This window comes from Planktothrix sp. FACHB-1365 (genome assembly GCF_014697575.1).
Taxonomy (GTDB): domain Bacteria; phylum Cyanobacteriota; class Cyanobacteriia; order Cyanobacteriales; family Microcoleaceae; genus Planktothrix.
This window is the reverse complement of sequence record NZ_JACJSC010000005.1, coordinates 1-19,917: the sequence shown is the minus strand read 5'-3', so window position 1 is coordinate 19,917 and position 19,917 is coordinate 1. Positions and strand designations below refer to the sequence as shown.

Annotated in this window: 15 protein-coding genes, 1 tRNA gene and 1 pseudogene; 7 read left to right on the top strand and 10 right to left on the bottom strand. The window is 39.8% G+C overall.

Annotation, left to right across the window (positions count from 1 at the left end; genetic code table 11):
* Positions 1 to 296 precede the first annotated feature (296 nt).
* Both H6G57_RS08725 and H6G57_RS08720 read right to left on the bottom strand, forming a co-directional pair.
* The gene (locus tag H6G57_RS08725) at positions 297 to 842 is read right to left on the bottom strand and encodes an AlpA family transcriptional regulator (RefSeq protein ID WP_190517728.1); all 546 of its coding nucleotides are present in this window, start codon (positions 840 to 842) and stop codon (positions 297 to 299) included.
* 3 nt (positions 843 to 845) lie between these two features.
* A complete protein-coding gene (locus H6G57_RS08720) occupies positions 846 to 1,106 on the bottom strand; it encodes a hypothetical protein (protein ID WP_190517726.1) in 261 nt (86 codons plus the stop codon).
* 212 nt (positions 1,107 to 1,318) lie between these two features.
* Here H6G57_RS08720 and H6G57_RS08715 point away from each other — a divergent pair, with 212 nt between their 5' ends.
* From H6G57_RS08715 to H6G57_RS08705, 3 genes are all read left to right on the top strand, one after another.
* Complete coding sequence (locus tag H6G57_RS08715; protein ID WP_190517724.1) at positions 1,319 to 2,812, top strand: NB-ARC domain-containing protein; 1,494 nt, start codon at positions 1,319 to 1,321, stop codon at positions 2,810 to 2,812.
* Positions 2,802 to 4,661, top strand: a complete 1,860-nt coding sequence (locus H6G57_RS08710; protein ID WP_190517722.1) for a tetratricopeptide repeat protein — start codon at positions 2,802 to 2,804, stop codon at positions 4,659 to 4,661. Before H6G57_RS08715 ends, H6G57_RS08710 begins: the two co-directional genes overlap by 11 nt.
* Before the next feature lie 234 nt (positions 4,662 to 4,895).
* Positions 4,896 to 5,348, top strand: a complete 453-nt coding sequence (locus tag H6G57_RS08705) for a DUF29 domain-containing protein (protein WP_190517720.1) — start codon at positions 4,896 to 4,898, stop codon at positions 5,346 to 5,348.
* Between the two features lie 5 nt (positions 5,349 to 5,353).
* Here the strand turns inward: H6G57_RS08705 and H6G57_RS29370 are convergent, their stop codons facing one another.
* From H6G57_RS29370 to H6G57_RS08670, 7 genes are all read right to left on the bottom strand, one after another.
* Positions 5,354 to 6,835, bottom strand: coding sequence for a DUF4335 domain-containing protein (locus H6G57_RS29370; protein WP_190517719.1), 1,482 nt, complete (start codon positions 6,833 to 6,835; stop codon positions 5,354 to 5,356).
* A 24-nt stretch (positions 6,836 to 6,859) separates the two neighbouring features.
* Positions 6,860 to 7,417, bottom strand: a complete 558-nt coding sequence (locus H6G57_RS08695; protein ID WP_190517717.1) for a DUF3038 domain-containing protein — start codon at positions 7,415 to 7,417, stop codon at positions 6,860 to 6,862.
* A 119-nt stretch (positions 7,418 to 7,536) separates the two neighbouring features.
* Complete coding sequence (locus tag H6G57_RS08690) at positions 7,537 to 9,975, bottom strand: endonuclease MutS2 (protein WP_190517715.1); 2,439 nt, start codon at positions 9,973 to 9,975, stop codon at positions 7,537 to 7,539.
* 99 nt (positions 9,976 to 10,074) lie between these two features.
* Positions 10,075 to 10,524 (bottom strand): EVE domain-containing protein, encoded by a 450-nt coding sequence (locus H6G57_RS08685; RefSeq protein WP_190518059.1) that lies wholly within the window; start codon positions 10,522 to 10,524, stop codon positions 10,075 to 10,077.
* Positions 10,525 to 10,529: 5 nt separating this feature from the next.
* A complete protein-coding gene (gene ppk1 / locus H6G57_RS08680) occupies positions 10,530 to 12,686 on the bottom strand; it encodes a polyphosphate kinase 1 (protein WP_190517713.1) in 2,157 nt (718 codons plus the stop codon).
* Positions 12,687 to 12,971: 285 nt separating this feature from the next.
* The gene (locus H6G57_RS08675; protein WP_199314127.1) at positions 12,972 to 13,352 is read right to left on the bottom strand and encodes a response regulator; all 381 of its coding nucleotides are present in this window, start codon (positions 13,350 to 13,352) and stop codon (positions 12,972 to 12,974) included.
* Positions 13,353 to 13,473: 121 nt separating this feature from the next.
* Positions 13,474 to 15,768: a PAS domain S-box protein gene (locus H6G57_RS08670; protein ID WP_190517711.1), complete on the bottom strand. Its 2,295-nt coding sequence runs from the start codon at positions 15,766 to 15,768 to the stop codon at positions 13,474 to 13,476.
* A gap of 239 nt (positions 15,769 to 16,007) precedes the next feature.
* Between H6G57_RS08670 and H6G57_RS08665 the strand changes: the two genes are divergently transcribed.
* The 3 genes from H6G57_RS08665 (at position 16,008) to H6G57_RS08655 (ending at position 18,903) form a co-directional block, all read left to right on the top strand.
* Positions 16,008 to 17,468: a DUF697 domain-containing protein gene (locus tag H6G57_RS08665; RefSeq protein ID WP_190517709.1), complete on the top strand. Its 1,461-nt coding sequence runs from the start codon at positions 16,008 to 16,010 to the stop codon at positions 17,466 to 17,468.
* A 99-nt stretch (positions 17,469 to 17,567) separates the two neighbouring features.
* A tRNA-Gly gene (locus H6G57_RS08660) sits at positions 17,568 to 17,638 on the top strand.
* Between the two features lie 965 nt (positions 17,639 to 18,603).
* Positions 18,604 to 18,903 carry a hypothetical protein gene (locus H6G57_RS08655; RefSeq protein ID WP_190517707.1) on the top strand — a complete coding sequence of 100 codons (300 nt, stop codon included), beginning with the start codon at positions 18,604 to 18,606 and terminating at the stop codon, positions 18,901 to 18,903.
* Positions 18,904 to 19,079: 176 nt separating this feature from the next.
* Here the strand turns inward: H6G57_RS08655 and H6G57_RS29735 are convergent, their stop codons facing one another.
* Positions 19,080 to 19,271 (bottom strand): hypothetical protein, encoded by a 192-nt coding sequence (locus tag H6G57_RS29735; protein ID WP_190517706.1) that lies wholly within the window; start codon positions 19,269 to 19,271, stop codon positions 19,080 to 19,082.
* Between the two features lie 168 nt (positions 19,272 to 19,439).
* Here H6G57_RS29735 and H6G57_RS08645 point away from each other — a divergent pair.
* Positions 19,440 to 19,917, top strand: a pseudogene (locus H6G57_RS08645) (hypothetical protein); the annotation flags it as partial.

Genomic DNA, 19,917 nt, shown 5'->3' with positions numbered 1-19,917 from the left:
GTGTAAGGTTGGTGTAAATGACAATAGAAAAGATTCTAAAACTTGTTTCTGTCATTCTGAATGGAGCGTTAGCGAAATGAAGAATCTATCAGATACTAATCTGCAACAAACAAATATCTCTAAGATACTTCGCTTCACTTTGTTACGCTCAGTATGACAATATAGCAATTTTCACTCCAATGAGGTACAGATGATTCTTTTTATATAAACTAGCCAGCGAGGACGCTGGCACTGCTGCTGTACCTCCTACAATTGCACACCGCTATAGGTAGAACTTAACAACAATAAATGATCAATTAAGCAGAAATTTGGCTAAACAATTTAATCATTTTTTGCTTTTCTTCAGAATTAACTGTTTCCCACTCCCTAGCAATATTCAAATCTTTATTAACCTTAGATAATTCTAATAAATTCGGCTGAATTCTATTTCGGTAATTTTTCTCATTACATAACCAGTGCAATATATCGGATAAGTGCCAGATGGAAGGAGTTCCCCCATAGATAGGCTGTGGAGATTTGAGTTCATCCTTCATCATCAAATTACGAATATTTTGCCGCGTACATCCGAGCAATTTAGCAACCTCGGTTAAACTCACAAAATCCGGGCTAACTTCAGTCAAAACTGCCTGGGGAATAGCCCGTTTCACATCTCGAATTGCGCTATAAACTGCTTCTGTTGCTGATGAAGATTCTCGGATAAAGTTGAGCGCAATTCTTCCCTTTTTGCCAATTCCAATTAAGGCATCATCACAACCTTCTGTTGCTAAAGTCTCTAAATAATGATCGAGATTAATTTGACTATCTGGAAGATTAAAGTTTAAAATAAAATCATATTCTGGCATTTGTTAATGTTCCTCTTGTGCTTGATGATGAACGGTGCAGTTATCAATAACACGACGAATTAGTTTAGCATGATTGCCTGCATTTTTAGGGGTACTCCAAACGCTGACAATACAAAATTCTCCACAACGACAATCCTTGTTATTATAAGGACAGTAAATTTTTCCCCACGCATGAGATCCACCCACTTCAATACGCCATCCATTTTGTTCAGCATATTTCAAGGCTGCTTCAATATCTGGTTTAGGATGTTTTTTCCTAGACATAAAAGTTTGAGCTTGTATAAATTATAGTTTATTGTGTTTAAATTGTCAAGTGACAACTTATTATAACTGGGATGGAGTGAATAATTTTGCTCAATGCGATCGCTCCTAGAAACCATAGAAACCGGGTTTCTTCAAGAAACCCGGTTTCTGTGTGGCTAGACATTTTTAAAATGATATGATAATCTGTTCTTTAATTGAAAAAATGACTAACTATGGATTGGGATAAGGCGAAGTGGGATAAGTTTTTAGATTCCATTGCGAACACATCTGAATTAACAGAACCGCAAAAAGAAGCTTTTATAGCTAGGTTTAAAATAGATAATGGGGGGAAAAATGAAGCCCAAATAGCAGATGAGTTACATATTGGTATTGAGACATTAAAAAAACGATTGGCTGAGGTTTATAAAAAATTTTCTAAAGATCGTGCCGATCTAAATGGGCCAACTAAGGGAAAATTTGAGATTTTAAAGGGATTTTTAGAAGAAAAATATTTAAAATCTATTAATTCTGGAGTTGATTCAGGTCAGACTCAGAATGCAGTTTCAGAAACGATTTCTAAAACGGATAATCTCGAAACGGAAGACGAGAATAACGTTGAATCTCCTATCTCAACTGATAATTTACCGCAACCTCGGAATAACTGTTTTAACTTCGGAATAAAAGACCAGAAATATTTTGTAGGACGGGATGCAGCCTTAGCCGAACTCCATCACCTTTTGCAAGAAAGGGGAAAGGTGGCGGTGTGTGCAGTGTCGGGAATGGGGGGAATTGGGAAAACAGAATTGATGTTACAATATGCTAAACAATATCAACAGCAATACCCGAAAGGATTGTGTTGGGTATCGGCCGCCGCCCAACAAGATATTGCAGCCCAAATTATGACATTTACCCAAGAAAATTTTAGCAATTTTCAACCGAATCCTCAACTACCTGTAGACAGTAAAATTCGCCTGTGTTGGCGACAGTGGTTAGAACAGCCACCGGATGGGAAAATGTTATTGATGATTGATGATGTGTCTGACCCGGATTATAAAAATAAAATTGAACCTTATTTACCGCAAAATTTACAACAAATTGCCGTTCTGTTAACAACGCGCTGGAAGTTTGGGTCAGATTTTGGGGTGTTACCCTTGAACGTTCTGCACCCCGATGAAGCTTTAAATTTATTAAAAGTGCGACTGGGAGAACAACGCATTAACAAACAGTTAGACGATGCAAAACAGTTGTGTGAATGGTTAGAATATTTGCCGTTAGGGTTAGAATTAGTGAGTCATTATTTAGAAGAATTAACCGAAGAACCAACCGAAGAATTATCCATAGCAGAAACTTTATTCGAGTTAAATCAACTGGGGTTAAAACATGATGCTCTGCGACGGGAGAATAATCAACCCTGGACGTTTACCGCAGAACGGGGGGTGGCGGCGGCGTTTGATTTGAGTTGGGAAAGATTAGATGCCCCAGGGCAACATTTGGGTTTATTATTAAGTTTATTCGCTGCGGCTGAAATTCCTTGGGAGTTGGTGGAGAAAACAGAAGTTAACTATTGTCAGAACCGGGAAATCCCCTTTAATCGCAATCAATTACAACAATCTCGTCGCAGTTTAAGGCGTTTACATTTAATTAAAGATTCAACGAATACCGTTAGTTTACATCAATTAATTCGACAGTTTTTTAGAGAAGAAATGGAGGTCTACAATGTTAACTAATTTAGGGAATACTTCTGTACCTGTTGAGGAAATTAATCTATTGAAAAAAGCGATCACGCAAACCCTAGCAACGGAAGTTAAGGAAATGCCTGATCTTAGTATTTTAACGAATGATGATATCGCCAAATTAACGTTAATCATTCCGCATCTGGAAGAAGTCGCCACCCACTTCACCGATGCACTGAGAAATGAGGATTTAATTTACCCTTATGTGGGTTTACATAATTTTTATGTTGGTCAAGGTCGCTATGGAATAACTGAATATTGGTCGAAGAAAGGTTTAGATTTAGCAGAAAAACGTTTACCCGTTGATCATCCTGATTTGGCTAAGAGTTGCGAGGGACTGGGTGTAGCGTATTATTTCCAGGGAAACTACAGCGAAGCCGAACCCTTGTTGAAAAGAGCCATTGCCATTGATGAAAAATCCTTACCCCCAGACCATCCAGAGTTAGCAGCCCACTTAAGCAACTTAGCCGCTCTGTACAATTCCCAGGGAAACTACAGCGAAGCCGAACCCTTGTTGAAAAGAGCCATTGCCATTGATGAAAAATCCTTACCCCCAGACCATCCAGGTTTAGCAACCGACTTAAACAACTTAGCCTATTTGTACAATTCCCAGGGAAACTACAGCGAAGCCGAACCCTTGTTGAAAAGAGCCATTGCCATTGATGAAAAATCCTTACCCCCAGACCATCCAACTTTAGCAATCCACTTAAACAACTTAGCAGATCTGTACAACAATCAGGGAAACTACAGCGAAGCCGAACCCTTGTTGAAAAGAGCCATTGCCATTGATGAAAAATCCTTACCCCCAGACCATCCAGATTTAGCAATCGACTTAAGCAACTTAGCCGCTCTGTACAATTCCCAGGGAAACTACAGCGAAGCCGAACTGTTGTACAAAAGAGCCATTGCCATTGCCGAAAAATCCTTACCCCCAGACCATCCAACTTTAGCAACCCACTTAAGCAACTTAGCCAATCTGTACAATTCCCAGGGAAACTACAGCGAAGCCGAACTGTTGTACAAAAGAGCCATTGCCATTGCCGAAAAATCCTTATCCCCAGACCATCCATATTTAGCAACCTACTTAAGCTCCTTAGCGAATCTGTACTATTCCCAGGGAAACTACAGCGAAGCCGAACCCTTGTTGAAAAGAGCCATTGCCATTGATGAAAAATCCTTACCCCCAGACCATCCAACTTTAGCAACCCACTTAAACAACTTAGCCAGTTTGTACTTTAAACAGGGAAACTACAACGAAGCCGAACCCTTGTACAAAAGAGCTATTGCCATTGCTGAAAAATCCTTAGCCCCAGACCATCCAACTTTAGCAAGCTACTTAAACAACTTAGCCAGTTTGTACTTTAACCAGGGAAACTACACCGAAGCCGAACTATTGTATAAAAGAGCTATTGCCATTGCTGAAAAATCCTTATCGCCAGACCATCCAACTTTAGCAACCCACTTAAACAAGTTAGCCAATCTGTACCTTCATCAAGGAAACTACACCGCAGCCGAACCCTTGTTGAAAAGAGCCATTGCCATTGATGAAAAATCCTTACCCCCAGACCATCCAGATTTAGCAACCGCCTTAAACAACTTAGCTCTTCTGTACTCTAACCAGGGAAACTACAGCGAAGCGGAATTATTGTATTTACGAGCATTAGAAATTCGGATACAGAAATTAGGAACAGAACACCCTGACACTATTACAACTTGGGAGAATTTAACTCAATTATGGCGAGAAGTAATTAACGCAGGTCGCGCTGAGGAATTAGAGGGTTTGTATCAACATCCTTTGGGTCAATTGTTTTTAAGGGAGATGGAAGTTGAGACAGAAAATTAAGGTGATCCCTGGTTCCCTGGTTCTACCTGGGAACTCTATTCAGGAGGCTCTGCCTCTTGTTAACAGCAGGCGGAGCCTGATTAAAGTATTGCTAGGTAGAACCTAGCAACAAGAAAATGTGCAAGAAATATCTCTAAGATACTTCGTTTCACTCAGTATGACAAGATGAATCAATGGGCGATCGCATTTCAACTGCGTTAAAATTAAATTATGATTAAGATGTAGGTTATAATTATGACTCAAACTTCGTTAAAAACACTTTATGATATTGATTTTGCGCTGTGGATTGAAGATACCGTTAATCAGTTAAAATCTCGAAATATTGAAAATTTAGATTGGGACAATTTAATTGAGGAGATCGAATCTTTGGGAAAGCGGGATAAACGGGAATTAGAAAGTCGGTTAACAACGTTGTTTGAACACGCTTTAAAACGATGTTATGTTCCGTTACCCGATTGTTATCGAGGTTGGGAAGTAACCATTTCTCGAACCCAAAAGGATATTAAAAAACAGTTAAAGGATTCTCCAAGTTTGAGAAATTATCTACAAGAAATTTATCTTGATTGCTATCAGGAAGCTTTGGAAAATATGAGAATTGAATATGATGCAGAATTTCCTAATGTTTGTCCGTTTCCCCAGGATATAGACAGTTTATTAACGGGGAAATTTTGGGAAACACCCCTATAAAACCCCTAATTCAAGGATTCTAAAAATGCTTGAACACTCCCATCCGGCTGTAAAATTAACCGAATTTTAGGGGTTTTTCCTGACTCCAAGGGAGAAACAAAAGGTTTCCCAATTTCTGGAAAATCCAGTTGTTTTTGACGATTAACCGCAGGCTGACCCACCGGGTTAATACTCTGCAAAGAACCATCGGAATTAAGGGTTAAACTATATTGTAACGTGCGTTTTAAATTTTTAGGAGGATACCAAATATTTTGAAAATAGTTTCTAACTTCTGCCACTTGCGGAATTTGATCAAATAGGGTAGTATCCTGTTGACGAGTTGCTGCAATTGTTGGCGGACGTTTATTCAATTGAGCTAAATAATTTTCTTCATCAGTATTAGAATTTTCCGAGGAAGAATTAGAAGGTTTTTCAGCCGTTGTTTCAGGAGAAGGAACTTCTAAAATAATCGGGGTTTGTGCATTTTTTAAAGTGGGTAATTCAATGGTTTGGGGTGCAAAGAGTACCGGGGGAGATGGAGGCGGCGTTTGAGGTTGAGTAACTGCGACGGAGGGCGGTGGGGGTGCGGGTGCGGCGAGGGGTGGCGGTGGGGGAGGTGCAGACCCATCCCTTGCTGGAGAGTCCTGGGGAATAATAATTAACCCCGGTTCCGAGGGGGTCAGGTTGGGGAAGGTTTGGGGGGATACTGAGTCGGGAAATAGGGGGGCGGGAACGGGGAGGGGGGCGGTATTGACGGGGGGTAAATTGGGGGCGACTTTGACCTGGGCGGGCGGGGGTACAGAGGGAACGGGAAGGGGGGCTAAGGTGGGAGGAGGGGGTAAGGGAACCAAATTAGGGGGCGGAATTTGAACGGTTTGGGACGGTTGGGTGGCGGTTTGAGTTTGAGGTTGGCGATAGAGATTAATGAGTCTAATTAAACCCGTTAAACAACCAATAGAAATTATAATAAATAAAATCGTTTTTAACCATTCCGGTGTGGTTTTTTCTAAGGATTTTAGATTCGGTAATTGTTCGGCTTCCGTTGCATATTCATCTAAAGCCGTAGCCAGATCAAAGAGTTGTAAAACGCTTAAATGAACTAAAGACTGGGCAGAATTATCGGATAAATTACCGAAAAATAAGTTATGATATAATAAACCATCGGGTTTAATGGTAATTTCCGAAGGTTCACCATCAAAAATTACATAAGCTGGGGTATTTTCTGTAGAAGAATTAAGGGATAAAGTTTCAGATTGATGAGTAGATTTGGGAGAGAAATTAAGAAAATTTTGAATATAATTTTTAATAACTTGATAGAGGGTTTCTAGTTGAGTGCGATCGCCTTCAATGGTAATATGATCGGCATCGGGTAAACGTGGATCATCAAAGCAAAGTTTAAATTTAAACTGTTCTAAAATCGGTTGTTGTTTCAGACGAGATAGAAAAGAACGTTTCGCCTGAACTTCTAAGCTGCAAGTTGGGGGGGTATAGCGTCGAATAATCATCATAATATCTTAACCGTTAAGGATAAACTAAACTGGCGACTCTATCAGTGTTAACCATAATTGTTGATGGCTATCAGGTTTACTATAAAATAATAAATCAATCAGTAATTTAATGGCTAGGGTATCCAGGTCTAAGGGGGTTTTAGGGTTTGAGGTCATCCATTGTTGATAACTGTCCTTAAAGGTATCTAAATAGTCCCGTAGCAAGGTGACTTGACGAAATTCGGTTTTTTGATGTGCCATTTGTTCGACTAACCCTAATGCACGGCGAATTAACACTTGATCCTGTTGAGCAATATAACAAATAATCAGAACCAGCGATCGCATTTCTTCAATAGATAGAGGATTTTGGTCTGAGTGTTTTTGTAATAATTGAATTTGATCAGGAACAGAAGTCTCTATTTTTAGTAGACTTCCGACTTGTAAAATGGTTTCTAAGGCTATTCCAGTTAAGGCTTCAATAGCTAATAATGATAGTTGAATTTGTAGGGTAATCTTTCCGAAGAGTTCGGGGTTCGGTTCGGGGTTTAAATCCTTTAAATTAGGGTTAGATATTTGAATATCAGCTTTATCTGAATTTAGCATTTTTAAAAACCCCTATTATTAATCCTCAAAATTAACCTTGAACCTGCATTACGGACGTAGGGGCGAGGTTCCCTCGCCCTTACAAGTGATCTGAATTTAAGTTAAATTCATGCCTTGTTTTAGGAATGTCCTAAATAAGCAATTGTAACACCAATTCCCCCATCATTTTGTGGAGCTAATTCAAATCGTTCTACTAACGGATGGTTGGTCAAAAATTCATGAACTCCCTTTCTCAGTTGTCCGGTTCCTTTTCCATGAATAATCCAAATTGCTCCAAAATCATGAATTTGACCCAACATTCGATCCAGTTCAATTTCAGCTTCAGAGGTACGTTTTCCTCGAAGATCAATGGTATTTTTAGACGTTCTAACAATAGGTCGTTCTGGTTTTTGTTCCTTTTCAGGAGTGGGTTCTTTTTTCCGTTCTGGGAGTTTAGGAATAGTCGGTTTTAAGCCTTCTAAGGACTCAATTTCGGCTAACCCTACAGTCATTTTCATTATCCCAAACCGCACGGTAATTTCACCGTCAGAAGTCGGTTCACTTAAAACCTCAGCCGTTTGACCAAACCGGGGAATTCTAATCCGATCTCCCACTTTTGGTTTAAACTCTGGGGGTGGTTTTGGGGGTTCTTTTCGAGAAGGTAAATACTGTTGGGCAATTTGATTTAAAGCCTCCGTTGCTTGGGTGGTATCTTGACCCGTTGGGGTTCCTTGTTGTAAGCGCCGAATCACTTTAGCAATTTCCGCTTTTGCTTGAATTAAAGTATCTTGAATTGCCTGTTCTTGAACTTGCTTTAACTCCCTTTCTCGTTGTTTTAATGCGGCTGCTTTTTGGGCTAATTCCTGATGCAAACGTTCTGTATCTTTTAATAACTGACTAGCAGCTTGAGCTTTGGTTTCCTGTTGACGGCGTTGCGCTTCTAACCCCGCAATTACTTGATTAACTTCCTCAGAACTTTCCCCGACATAACTCGCCGCTTGTTCGACAATTTCTGAGTTTAATCCTAAACGTTTGGCAATGGTTAAGGCATTAGAACGCCCTGGAATTCCCCATAATAATCGATAGGTGGGTTGTAAGGATTGTTCATCAAATTCAACGGAGGCATTTTCAAACCGTTCATCGTCATATTTTAACGATTTCAGTTCCCCAAAGTGAGTGGTTGCAATGGTTAATAAGCTATGATCTGCTAAATATTGTAAAAGGGCGATCGCTAAAGCACTGCCTTCGGTGGGATCGGTTCCAGCCCCCACTTCATCGAGTAGAATTAAACTCGAAGATCGAGTCTTTTCTTCAGTCTCACCTTGAGAATTAATCGCAGCTAAAATTCGACTAATTCGGCGAATATGACCGGAAAATGTCGATAAACTTTGCTCAATGGATTGTTCATCTCCAATATCAGCTAAAACCTGCTCAAACCAAGGTAATTCTACGGGTTCTCTGGCTGGAATAAATAACCCCACTTTTGCCATTAATGCGGCTAATCCAATGGTTTTTAAAGTAACGGTTTTACCTCCGGTATTAGGGCCGGTAATGGCTACAACTCGAATTTTGGGATGAATAAAAACATCAATGGGAACAACGGGGAAGCCTTGTTCATGTTGCTGTTGCCACACTAATAAAGGATGGCGAAGTTGTCGGAGGTTAATAGGATTTGAAGTTGCCTCTTCTGAGGATTCTACATCAATAAATTTGGGGGGATTTGCTTCTAACCACAAGCTATAACGAGCTTTAGCAACGGCTAAATCCAGGGTTGTGACAATGATTAATAATCGTTCTAAATCCGGTTTAACCGCTCCAACTTGTTCGCTTAAAGCTTGTAAAATAATGTCTTCTTCGGCTTTTTCTTGCCGTTGAATTTGTCTGAGTTGATTATTCAGATCAATGGTAGCTTTGGGTTCAATATAGAGGGTTGAACCTGTGGTTGAACTATCATGAACAATCCCTGGAATTGCATCTTTTTGAGACGCTTTTACGGGGATAACAAAGCGATCGCCCCTTTGGGTAATTAACTGTTCTTGAACTGCATTAGATTTTCGTTGAATAATATTTTGCAAAATATCATAAATTCGATCTCGAATACTGCGTAACCGCCCCCGAATTTCTCCTAATTTAGGACTCGCGCGATCGGCAACATCTCCCCGTTCATCAATGCAGCGATGAATCTCCTGTTCTAACTCAGGATAGGTTCGCAATTCTGAGATTAAGTTTGTTAAAATTGGAATATCAGATTGGGTATCAATACTGCGTCGTAACTGCCTTGCACCTGCTAAAGTCGTTGCAATATTAAGCAGTTCATTTCCTGATAACATTCCCTGGCGTTCTACCCGTTCTAAATAAACGCCAATATCTTCAATTCCTTCAAATTTTAAACCATTTTGTCGCAGTTCTAAGGTGTAAGCTTCTTGGGTTTGAGCTAATAATTGCAGGGTTTCTGTGGGAGTCGTGGGAATATGTAAATGCTGCGCCGCCACAGCACCGAGTTTTGTCGCCGTAAAGGTGGATAAATGGCGACATAACCGTTCCCATTCTAATAGATCTAGGGTTTCTGTTTGAATCAATGCCTCAAAATTTAAAAGTGTAATGTTTACATACTACATCATTGTAGCAGTTGGCGCGATTTTCTTCAATCCTCCTAGGGAAGAGAAGGAAAACCCTGATTATTGTAACCTCAAAATTCTCTCAGCAACGGATAGTGAAACGGGGATGACGGATAAACGATTTCCCCGTTTAACAACGCCAAATTCTTCAGAATTAAAGGTTTGTTTCAAGGTATCTAAACTAATAATACTCTGAAATTGCTCCACAAATTCAATTTTAACCGTATACCATCTCGGAGAATTGGGCATTGCTTTGGGGTCAAAATAGGGACTCTGGGCATCAAATTGAGTGGGATCAATCAAATGATTTTCAATAATTTTAGCGAGTCCCACAATTCCGGGAAGTTTAGTATTAGAATGATAAAAAAACGCCAGATCTCCAATTTCCATTTCTTTGAGGAAATTTCGAGCTTGATAATTTCTCACCCCATCCCAGAGGGAAATGCGATCGCGTTTTAAATCCTCAATACTATAAACATCCGGTTCAGATTTCAGTAACCAATAATTCATCATCCTTAACTTTTTAAAGCCGTCTCCATTAAAATATCATGGGCGCATAATTCGGGAGCATTTTCAGCAGGACGACGTTGAATATATTGACCATCAGGTTGTAAATCCCAAGCTTTACGATTATCGGATAACATAATTCCTAAAATCTCTTCTAACTCTTTAGCAATATCAGGATCTTGAATGGGAGTTATCGCTTCAACGCGGCGATTTAAGTTGCGGGGCATCCAGTCGGCTGAACCAATATAAACCTCCTCCTGTCCGCCATTATTAAAATAGAAAATCCGAGAATGTTCTAGGAATCGTCCAATAATACTAATCACCTTAATATTATCACTAATTCCTTCTAAACCGGGACGCAAACTACACATTCCTCGGACAATTAAATCAATACCCACTCCCGCTTGAGAAGCTGCATATAAAGCTTCAATAATTTCCGGGTCAACTAAGGAATTCATTTTAGCAACGATTCGACCTGTTTTACCTTGATGAGCGTGTTCGGTTTCTCGATCAATTAAGTCTAAAAATCGTTGTCGCATATTCACAGGCGCAACCAACAATTTCCGATAGGATTGCTGACGGGAATATCCGGTTAAAAAATTGAATAAATCTGTTAAATCTGCTCCCAGTTCAGGTCGGGCACTTAATAATCCTAAATCGGTATACAGTTTAGCTGTTTTATGATTATAGTTTCCGGTTCCAATATGAACATAACGGCGAATTCCGTCCGCTTCCTGACGCACGACCATCACAACTTTAGTATGGGTTTTTAGTCCGACTAATCCATAGACAACATGAACCCCCGTTTGTTCTAGTTTTTTCGCCCATTGAATATTATTTTCTTCATCAAATCGAGCTTTAATTTCGACTAAAACCGCAACCTGTTTTCCATTTTCTGCCGCATCAATTAAAGCCGTGATAATCGGAGAATCCCCGGAAGTACGATATAAAGTCATTTTAATCGCTAAGACATTCGGATCATGGGCAGCTTGATTAATAAACTGTTGAACTGTTGCCGAAAACGATTGATACGGGTGATGCACTAAGACATCTTTTTGTCGTAAAATCGCAAAAATATCTTTTTCATCTTCTCCTGATGTCGCTGGAATAATATCTTCACTATCCTTCATCCAACGCGGTAAAACCGCATTCCAAGGTTTATCTTTTAATTCGGGTAAAGGTAAACTGAGAAAAAACATTAAATCCCGTAGCCCCATTAATCCATCTACCGTATAAATATCTTCTGATTCTAATTCTAATTCATCAGCTAATAAACTGCGTAAATAATCGGGCATTGAACTATTAATTTCCAGACGAACAACAGATCCCCCAACGCGGCGTTTTCGCAATTCTTGTTCAATGGCTAATAATAAATCATCTGCTTCATCTTCTTGAACCGCTAAATCTGCATCCCGTGTAATTCTAAAAATGTAATAATCTTGAATATCCATTCCGGGAAATAACGATTCTAAATTATGGGCAATGACTTGACCAATGGGAACCCCAATCCAAGCCGCAAATTCCCCATTGGCTTGTCCTCGTAATTCTTTAGGTAAGGAAATAAATCGCGGAAAAGAACTGGGTACTTTCACCCGCGCAAATAATTCTTCTTTAGTTTCAGGATTTTTGAGAACAACCGCTAAATTTAAACTCAGATTTGATAAATAGGGAAAGGGATGGCTGCGGTCGATGGCTAAGGGCGTTAAAACCGGAAAAATTCCCTCTTCAAAATAACGCTGTAAATACGTTCGTTGTTCTTGATTCAGATCAATATAATTTAATAAATGAATTCCATTTTTAGTTAATTCGGATTTAATCTGTTGTTCAAAATATTGATGCTGTTCCATTACCATCGGTAACAACCGTTCATGAATGGCATTGAGTTGTTGTTGGGGGGTTCGACCATCGGCAGTGACTTTATTCACTTGAGCTTCAATTTGTCGCTTAATTCCAGCAACGCGCACCATAAAAAATTCATCTAAATTAGAACTAAAAATCGCTAAAAATTTCAGTCGTTCTAACAAAGGTGTTCGAGGATCTAAAGCTTCGGCTAAAACGCGACGGTTAAACTCTAACCAACTCAGTTCTCGGCTGAGATAATATTGAGGAGCTTTAAGATTGATGTCTTTGGTAATTTTTGGCTCGGTTTTTTTAGATTTGGACATAATTGAAGATTTAAGATCGGGTAAACCTAACCTTTATTGTAATTCTTCAGGGTCAGAATAGTCGCAAAAACCCAGTTTTTTAATAGAATGAAGTGATGGCAGATTCAGGAAGAGAATAAAAAGCTCAGTTTTTCGGGGTTAGTACGTCAGTTCTGAGGGTAAAAAGGGGGAAACATGAAGTTGACTTGAGAAAACTAGATCCATCTTAGTTAGATTCTGGTTAATAGGTGTTTAAATTTAGCAGGACATTACAACTTAAAATTCATTCCCACTATTTTATCAATGCTAGTTCAGCCAATTCAAAGCTTGACTAATTTGTTCAGCTAATTTTAAGGGTCGAAAAGGTTTTGCAAATACAGCCGCCACCGCCATTCCTGAAAAATTTTCTCGTTCCCACTGTTGAGCTTTTGCCGTTACTAAAATCACTGGAATATTTTGGGTATGGGGATTAGATTTTAAATATTCTAATGTCACTCTGCCATCCATATCAGGCATCATCATATCTAATAAAATAGCATCGGGTTGATGGTTAGCGGCAAGGCTTAATGCTTCTTCACCACAACAAGCGGTAATCACCTTCCAACCTGCCCCTAATTCTAATCCTAATTTAGCGATCGCTCGGACATCGGGTTCATCATCTACAATTAAAATTTGTTTGTTCAGCATAACATTTATCCTTGTAATCTGATTAGTTTGCGTTTTTATGGGTGACAGAGTTAACTTCAAATCTTAACTCAAAATCGAGAAGATATCGAGAATTTGTTGAGCGTTAATTCTAGGAGTGAGTTTAACAGATAGGAAGCATCACATAAAATATACTTCCCTGCCCTAAATGACTTTCGGCCCAAATTTTTCCTTGATGTTGTTCAACCATCAAGCGACAAATTGCTAATCCTAAACCTGTCCCACCCTTAGTTCGAGAATCAGAAGCATCCACTTGTTCAAAGCGCTCAAAAATGATTTGTAGTTTATCAGCAGGAATTCCTCGACCCTGATCTTTAACTTGCAAACAAATGTAGGGAATTGTTGAGCCATTTTCCTGTAATTTGATCACTTCTGCGGTCATCCAAACCTTCTGTTTGGGTTCAGAAAATTTAATCGCATTACTTAATAAATTTGTTAAAATTTGAATGATGCGATCTGGATCTACCCACAGATAATAATCAAACGGATCAACTTCAAATTCAATTTGAGCTTGATCCGCCATAACTTGCATGGCTTCTTGAGCTTTAATCATTAAATTTGCTAAATTACAGTTAACCTTTTGCAGGGAAATTTTACCGGATTTCATGCGTTCTAAATCCAGAATATTATTCACCAGCCGAATTAATCGTTCTGTATTGTTAATCGCAATACTTAATAAATTTTTCCCTTGTTCTGTTAGCAGTCCTAACTGTCCTGATGCTAATAAATCTAACCCCCCCACTAAAGAGGTTAATGGAGTTCTTAATTCATGACTAACTAAAGAGATAAATTCATTTTCTAAACGGCGACGTTCATTAATATTTCGGGAAACTCCGACCACTAATTGATCTCCCTGAGCATCTTGAGAAACTGACCAATTTGCACTATACCAATTCCAAGTACCATCTTGATGTTTAACCCGAAATTCAATATCGAATTGTTGTTTTCCACTGGTAATGACTGTTTGAAAGACAGTAAAAGTTTTCGATATATCCTCTGGATGGATAAAGAGTGTAAACAGTTGTCCTTCAAGTTCATGGGGAAAATAGCCAGTTAATGTTAATAAATTAGGCGCGATATATAATAATATTCCTTCCCCATTCATTAAATAAATTATATCATGAGCCGTTTCAACAATTCGTCTAAATTTTTCTTCACTGGCTTTTAAATCCGCTTCGGCTCGTTTTTGATGCGTAATATCCCGTCCTAAAACTACTAATCCTTTACGCTTGCCATCCTGTTCAAATAGGGGGACTTTAATCATATCCCAAATCGTCAGATGACCATCGGAACGTAGAACTTTTTCTTCAATTCTATAAATACCAGCATTTTGCCAAGCTTGTTCATCAGTCGCTTGACAATGTAATAATGCTTCTCGATAATTAGGTTTTAACTCTGCTAATTCCAAATCTGTTTTGCCTTGATAAGGTACATTTTCTAGTTCTAAAAAATTTAAATTTGCTTGATTAGATTCTAACCAATGTCCTTCTCCATCCTTAAAACAAATAATATCCGGTGTTGCATTAATCAAAGTCCGTAATTGTTCTTCACTTTCTCTTAAGGATTTTTCAATTTTTATCTGTTGAGTAATATCCCGAAAACTGAAGACTCGACCCATGATGCGATCTCCCTGCCATTGGAGTTGACCATAACGCTGAAAAATTCGACCATCTTTTAACTCAATGCGGTCTAAAATAACGTTTTGAGAGGGTTGAGTTGAAAAGTTTTTAATCCGATTAATAAACCCTACTGGATCTAAGGTTTTTTCTGCCGCAAATTTCACTCGTTCTTGATTACGATTCGGTTGCATTAAGACTTCAGGCATTGACCAGATATCTAAAAATTTTTGATTATAAACGGGAACGTCACAATCTTCCCCCACCACTAATATTCCATCGGCTGTTGCTTCTAAGGTTGCTCTTAATACAGCTTCAGTTTGGCGTAAAGATTGTTCTTTTTGTTGATATTGAAATTCCAAGTTTTTCAGGGAAGTAATATTACGAATCCATAAAATAATGATTTCTTGCCCTTGAAGATTTAAAACCTTTCCTGAAATCCTCAAAAAAAATAGTTCTTCTCCTCGTTGTAGTTCATAATTGATGGGACAAGAATTGCCCTTTTGTATTTCTGGGTTAGGATAGGCTGATATTGAAATCGGGTTTCCGTTTTGGGTTAGGGGCAAACAATCATTCAAGGGAAGATCAACGAGAGAATCTAATTCAACTAAATGATTGTCTTTATAGTCTAAAACCAATTCTTTAAAGGCTGTATTATAACCTTGAATTCGAGCCTCTTTTGTCAGCCAAACACAAGCATCGGTTAGATAATCTAAACTGATACTGAGAAGGGTTAAAATAGAGGATTCTGTTGCCTGTAAATCGGGCGATAAGGTAATCATAAATTTGACCCTGTTCATAGAGGTTCAAAATCAATTCCTGGTTTTTCAGAGTCTAATTTATTCCTCAATCGGTTTAGTCTGATTCATTAAAATCTGGGATTCTGACAAACGGATCTGTTCTGATCATTTTGATCTAAAATTCCACAACTTGCCAGAGTCGAAGTACCATAGAAATTAGGGTTTATGTCAAACCAACCCCACTGAAAATCTAAGGTTTGATAACGTTGGCGGAGGATGAGATGGCAGTTAAATTGGAACGCCCAATTTTAATGGGAGGGATAGGACTTTCGTTAGGTCTATGGCTGTTGCAAAGTCTTCAGCATTCAGCGTCCGAATTCGGACAAATGATGCTGTTTAGTTTAGCGTTAGGAAGCGCCGGACTGTGGTGGTGGAAGCAACAAGGGACAGAACCTCTACAATTGTCGCCCCCTCCAGAATCGTTAAATCAGGAATTAGTGGAAAAAGCGATCGCCCAAACCCAAGCTCTGATCCAACGTCTAGCCACTGAAACCCCAACTCAGGACAGCCGTTTAGACACCCTACAACAGCAAGCGCAGCAACTCAAGACTCATCTGCAACGAACCGACCTAAATATCGTCCTGGTGGGTAACAAAGGCGTGGGAAAAACAGCGTTGTTACAACGGTTACAGTCGGACTGGCTACCTCAACAGTCTCAAACTTTAAGTTTGGTAGAAGTTTCAGCAACCGATCTCAATTCTCCTATCCCCAATTTAACGACTGCGGATGTGGTTTTGTTTGTGACCGGGGGAGATTTAACTGACCCGGAATTTAAGATTCTTTCGGGACTGGTGGCAAATTACCATCGAGTTATTTTAGTGTGGAATAAGCAAGATCAATATTTAGTTGGCGATCAACCTGTGATTTTGCAGCAGTTAAAAACCACATTAACCGGGGTGTTATCCTCGGATGATATTATTGCGATCGCCGCGTCTCCAAATCCGGTGAAAGTTCGTCAACACCAAGAGGATGGGACGTTTAAAGAATGGCTAGAAGCGCAATCACCGATTCTCGATTTGTTAACAAAGCACCTTGATTCTATTGTCAGTCAAGAACAGCAAGCCTTAGTATTAGCAACAACCTATCGGGAAGCGTTAGGATTGCGACAAGAGGCGAAAGAAATTGTTAATCAATTGCGTCGAGAACAGGCGTTACCTCTAATTGAACAATATCAATGGATTGCGGCGGCGGCAACAGTAGCCAATCCAGTTCCGGCTTTAGATATGTTAGCAACGGCGGCGGTTAATGCTCAATTAGTCATGGATTTAGGGGCGATTTATCAACAAAAATTCTCCCTTCAGCAAGGTCAAGAAGTTGCAACAACTATCAGCACTCAGATGTTGAAATTAGGGTTTGTGGAAATCTCCACCCAAACTTTAACCTCATTGTTGAAAAGTAATACCGTAACGTTTATTGCTGGAAGTCTGGTTCAGGGAGTCAGCGCGGCCTATTTAACCCGAATTGCAGGGTTGAGTTTAATTGAGTATTTTCAAGCGCAGGACATCCAGTTAGACGCCGCTGAGAATCCGAGTCTGAATTGGGATAATCTCAAGAAAACCCTACAAACGGTCTTTCAGCAAAATCAACAAGCTAGTTTGTTACAGTCCTTTGTGAAACAGGCGATCAATTATTTGACGGTGCAATTCAAGCCGAAACAAACCGTTGAATCCTCCGTGTCTTAGTTGTTTCCCCTCTGTGTTCCCCAGTCCTCAAAAAAAAGTTTGAGAACTGGGTTTACATTTCTGGAGTTTATGCTATAGTTAGAAATTGTGAAACACAGTGCGGGTGTAGTTTAGTGGTAAAACTATAGCCTTCCAAGCTATTAATGCGGGTTCGATTCCCGCCACCCGCTTTCAAAAACACTATATTTATTCATTCCCTCTAACCTCTACCCTATCTACGGTGTAGGGGTTTTTAGTTGATGGGTAATCCTTTGCTGTAGGGATAGATTGATGTCTTAATTTGATGTCTATTTGATGTCTGGACGTCAAACAGACATCAAACTGCTTTTATCCCCATTTGTCAGGGTTCACAACTCCCCAAACCCAACACAACTCACAATCCTGAAACTTTATTTAATAGTTCAGGCAACGGCAGGCAACCTCACCCCAATTTCTAATCCAGACAGTAACGACAGCGATCGCTCTCCCAATCCCCCAAGAAACTTGATAACCCAAACGGTCAGAGCCAGACTTTCAGAGGCAACCCCACACAATAATAGAGGCCTGTTAGAAACAAGCCCCCATCATTTATATCTATGGTTCTGCTAATCCACTGCGGTCAGATTTCAGGACTGGGTGAGTCGTTGGCTCTGAGTTGTTGCAACGTCTTCTCGGAGTCTGTCTTTAATCTTTCCCCTAATAGTTCCCCGGCAACGTAACACCCCTAACGCCCTTGTACTCTAATACAGAGGCATCTTATGTCTTCCCTAACCCTTCCTTTCCCGACTATTCCCCTTATCTTTTTTATTTTTTTCTCTATTTTTTTTCTGAAATAGGGGTTGAACCGTCACCAATGGCTGAAAGATATATATAGAGGGAGTCCTGAACCGTCACCTGAACCGTCACCCAACCGTCACCACCCCAGTTGAACCGTCACCTTTTTTTTAAACCCTTACACCGAAGGACTTCTGAACCGTCACCTTTTTTTTAGCGATCGCTATTTGACACCCCCGGTGCAACTAGACACCAAGGGGAAGCGTTAGCCCTATCAACCCTTGAGTGAATAAAAATCTAATAAAAAACCTGTTACAGGTATTGACAAACAAACTTGTAACAGGTTTAATGTAGGTATGAACATTAAAGGACTTACCCCAATATGACTGATTATATCAAAGGCGGTAGAGGGAAAAAAGCACCCTATCAAACTGTAGTTATCCGTGTCCCTGAACCCCTGAAAGATATTGTTGAACAGTTGATAGAGGAATATAGACAGACAGGAGAATTAAAACCTGTAACAAGTATAGAAGACAAACCTGTAACAAGTATAGAACAAGAACCTGTAACAAGTATAAGTCAACAATTAAAAGATATCCTAGAGGATGCCCTAACCTTAAAAGCTAACGCTGGCGGTAAAATTAAAGATGCTATCAGACAAGCTTTAAGCCTTCTGAGTTAAAGCAAAAACCATCCTTTTAACGGGATGGTTTATAAACGTGATGAACTAATTTAATTTTACCCTTAAAGTTTAGGATTTACTATCATCTTGATTGCAGTTAAAACCTAATCCTAGACCTAACAAACAACCCCCCGGCAAAACGCTAGGGGGTTGAGTTGTTTGTAATGGCATTTTATCTACTTGTTTTCGGAATTCTCTACATAACGTTTCAGAATTATGGACACAAGGTTACTCAACGTCCTGTCCTCCGAATCTGCCAGTTTCTCTAGGCGCTCTTTGACATCGTGAGGAATGTAAGCGGTTATTCTGGCTTGTTGAACTTTGCCACCCACATCAACAGGTTCCTTTACAAAAATTTGTGTAGTCATCTACTTGCCATCCTATCACTTCGTGTTACTATATTGATTATGCTACCACAGCAAGACTCAGTTATTGTCAGCTAGTGATAGCTTGACGACAAATCAAAACCCACTGGCGCGAATTGGAACCTCTCACCAGTGGGTCTATAACCCCTAAAAATAGGAGATGACTCTATTATGGCGTCAGCCAGTGTAGCCGTTAAGCGGCTTCAGTCGGAATCTTTACAACAGAAGTCCCTCAATGAACTCAAGCAGGACGCGGCTGAGTTGGGACTGAGTAAAGAAGATGTGAAACAGTTTGGCAGCTTGTCCTATAAACAAACCTGGTTAACTGCCATTGGGGATGCGATCGCCAATGAATTTGAAGCGGTTGAAACGGTTGAAGATGTCGCTGTACAGCCAAGCAATGACCCCACAACCGAGCCAGAAGCAACGGAAATCGCTTGCTTAATTGATCACCCCGTTTTAGCAGAGGGGGAATTGCGCGAACCTGCGGACGGGAGTATTTATCTGGGAAGCGATAGCCGGGGTTTACCGACCTATTGGGGCCTGTTTGACTCTGACGAGGACAAATTAGATATCTATTCCCTGAAAGAATCAGACCCGATTACCCCTCTGATTACCATCGGAAACGTTGAGAAAAAATTATTAAGTT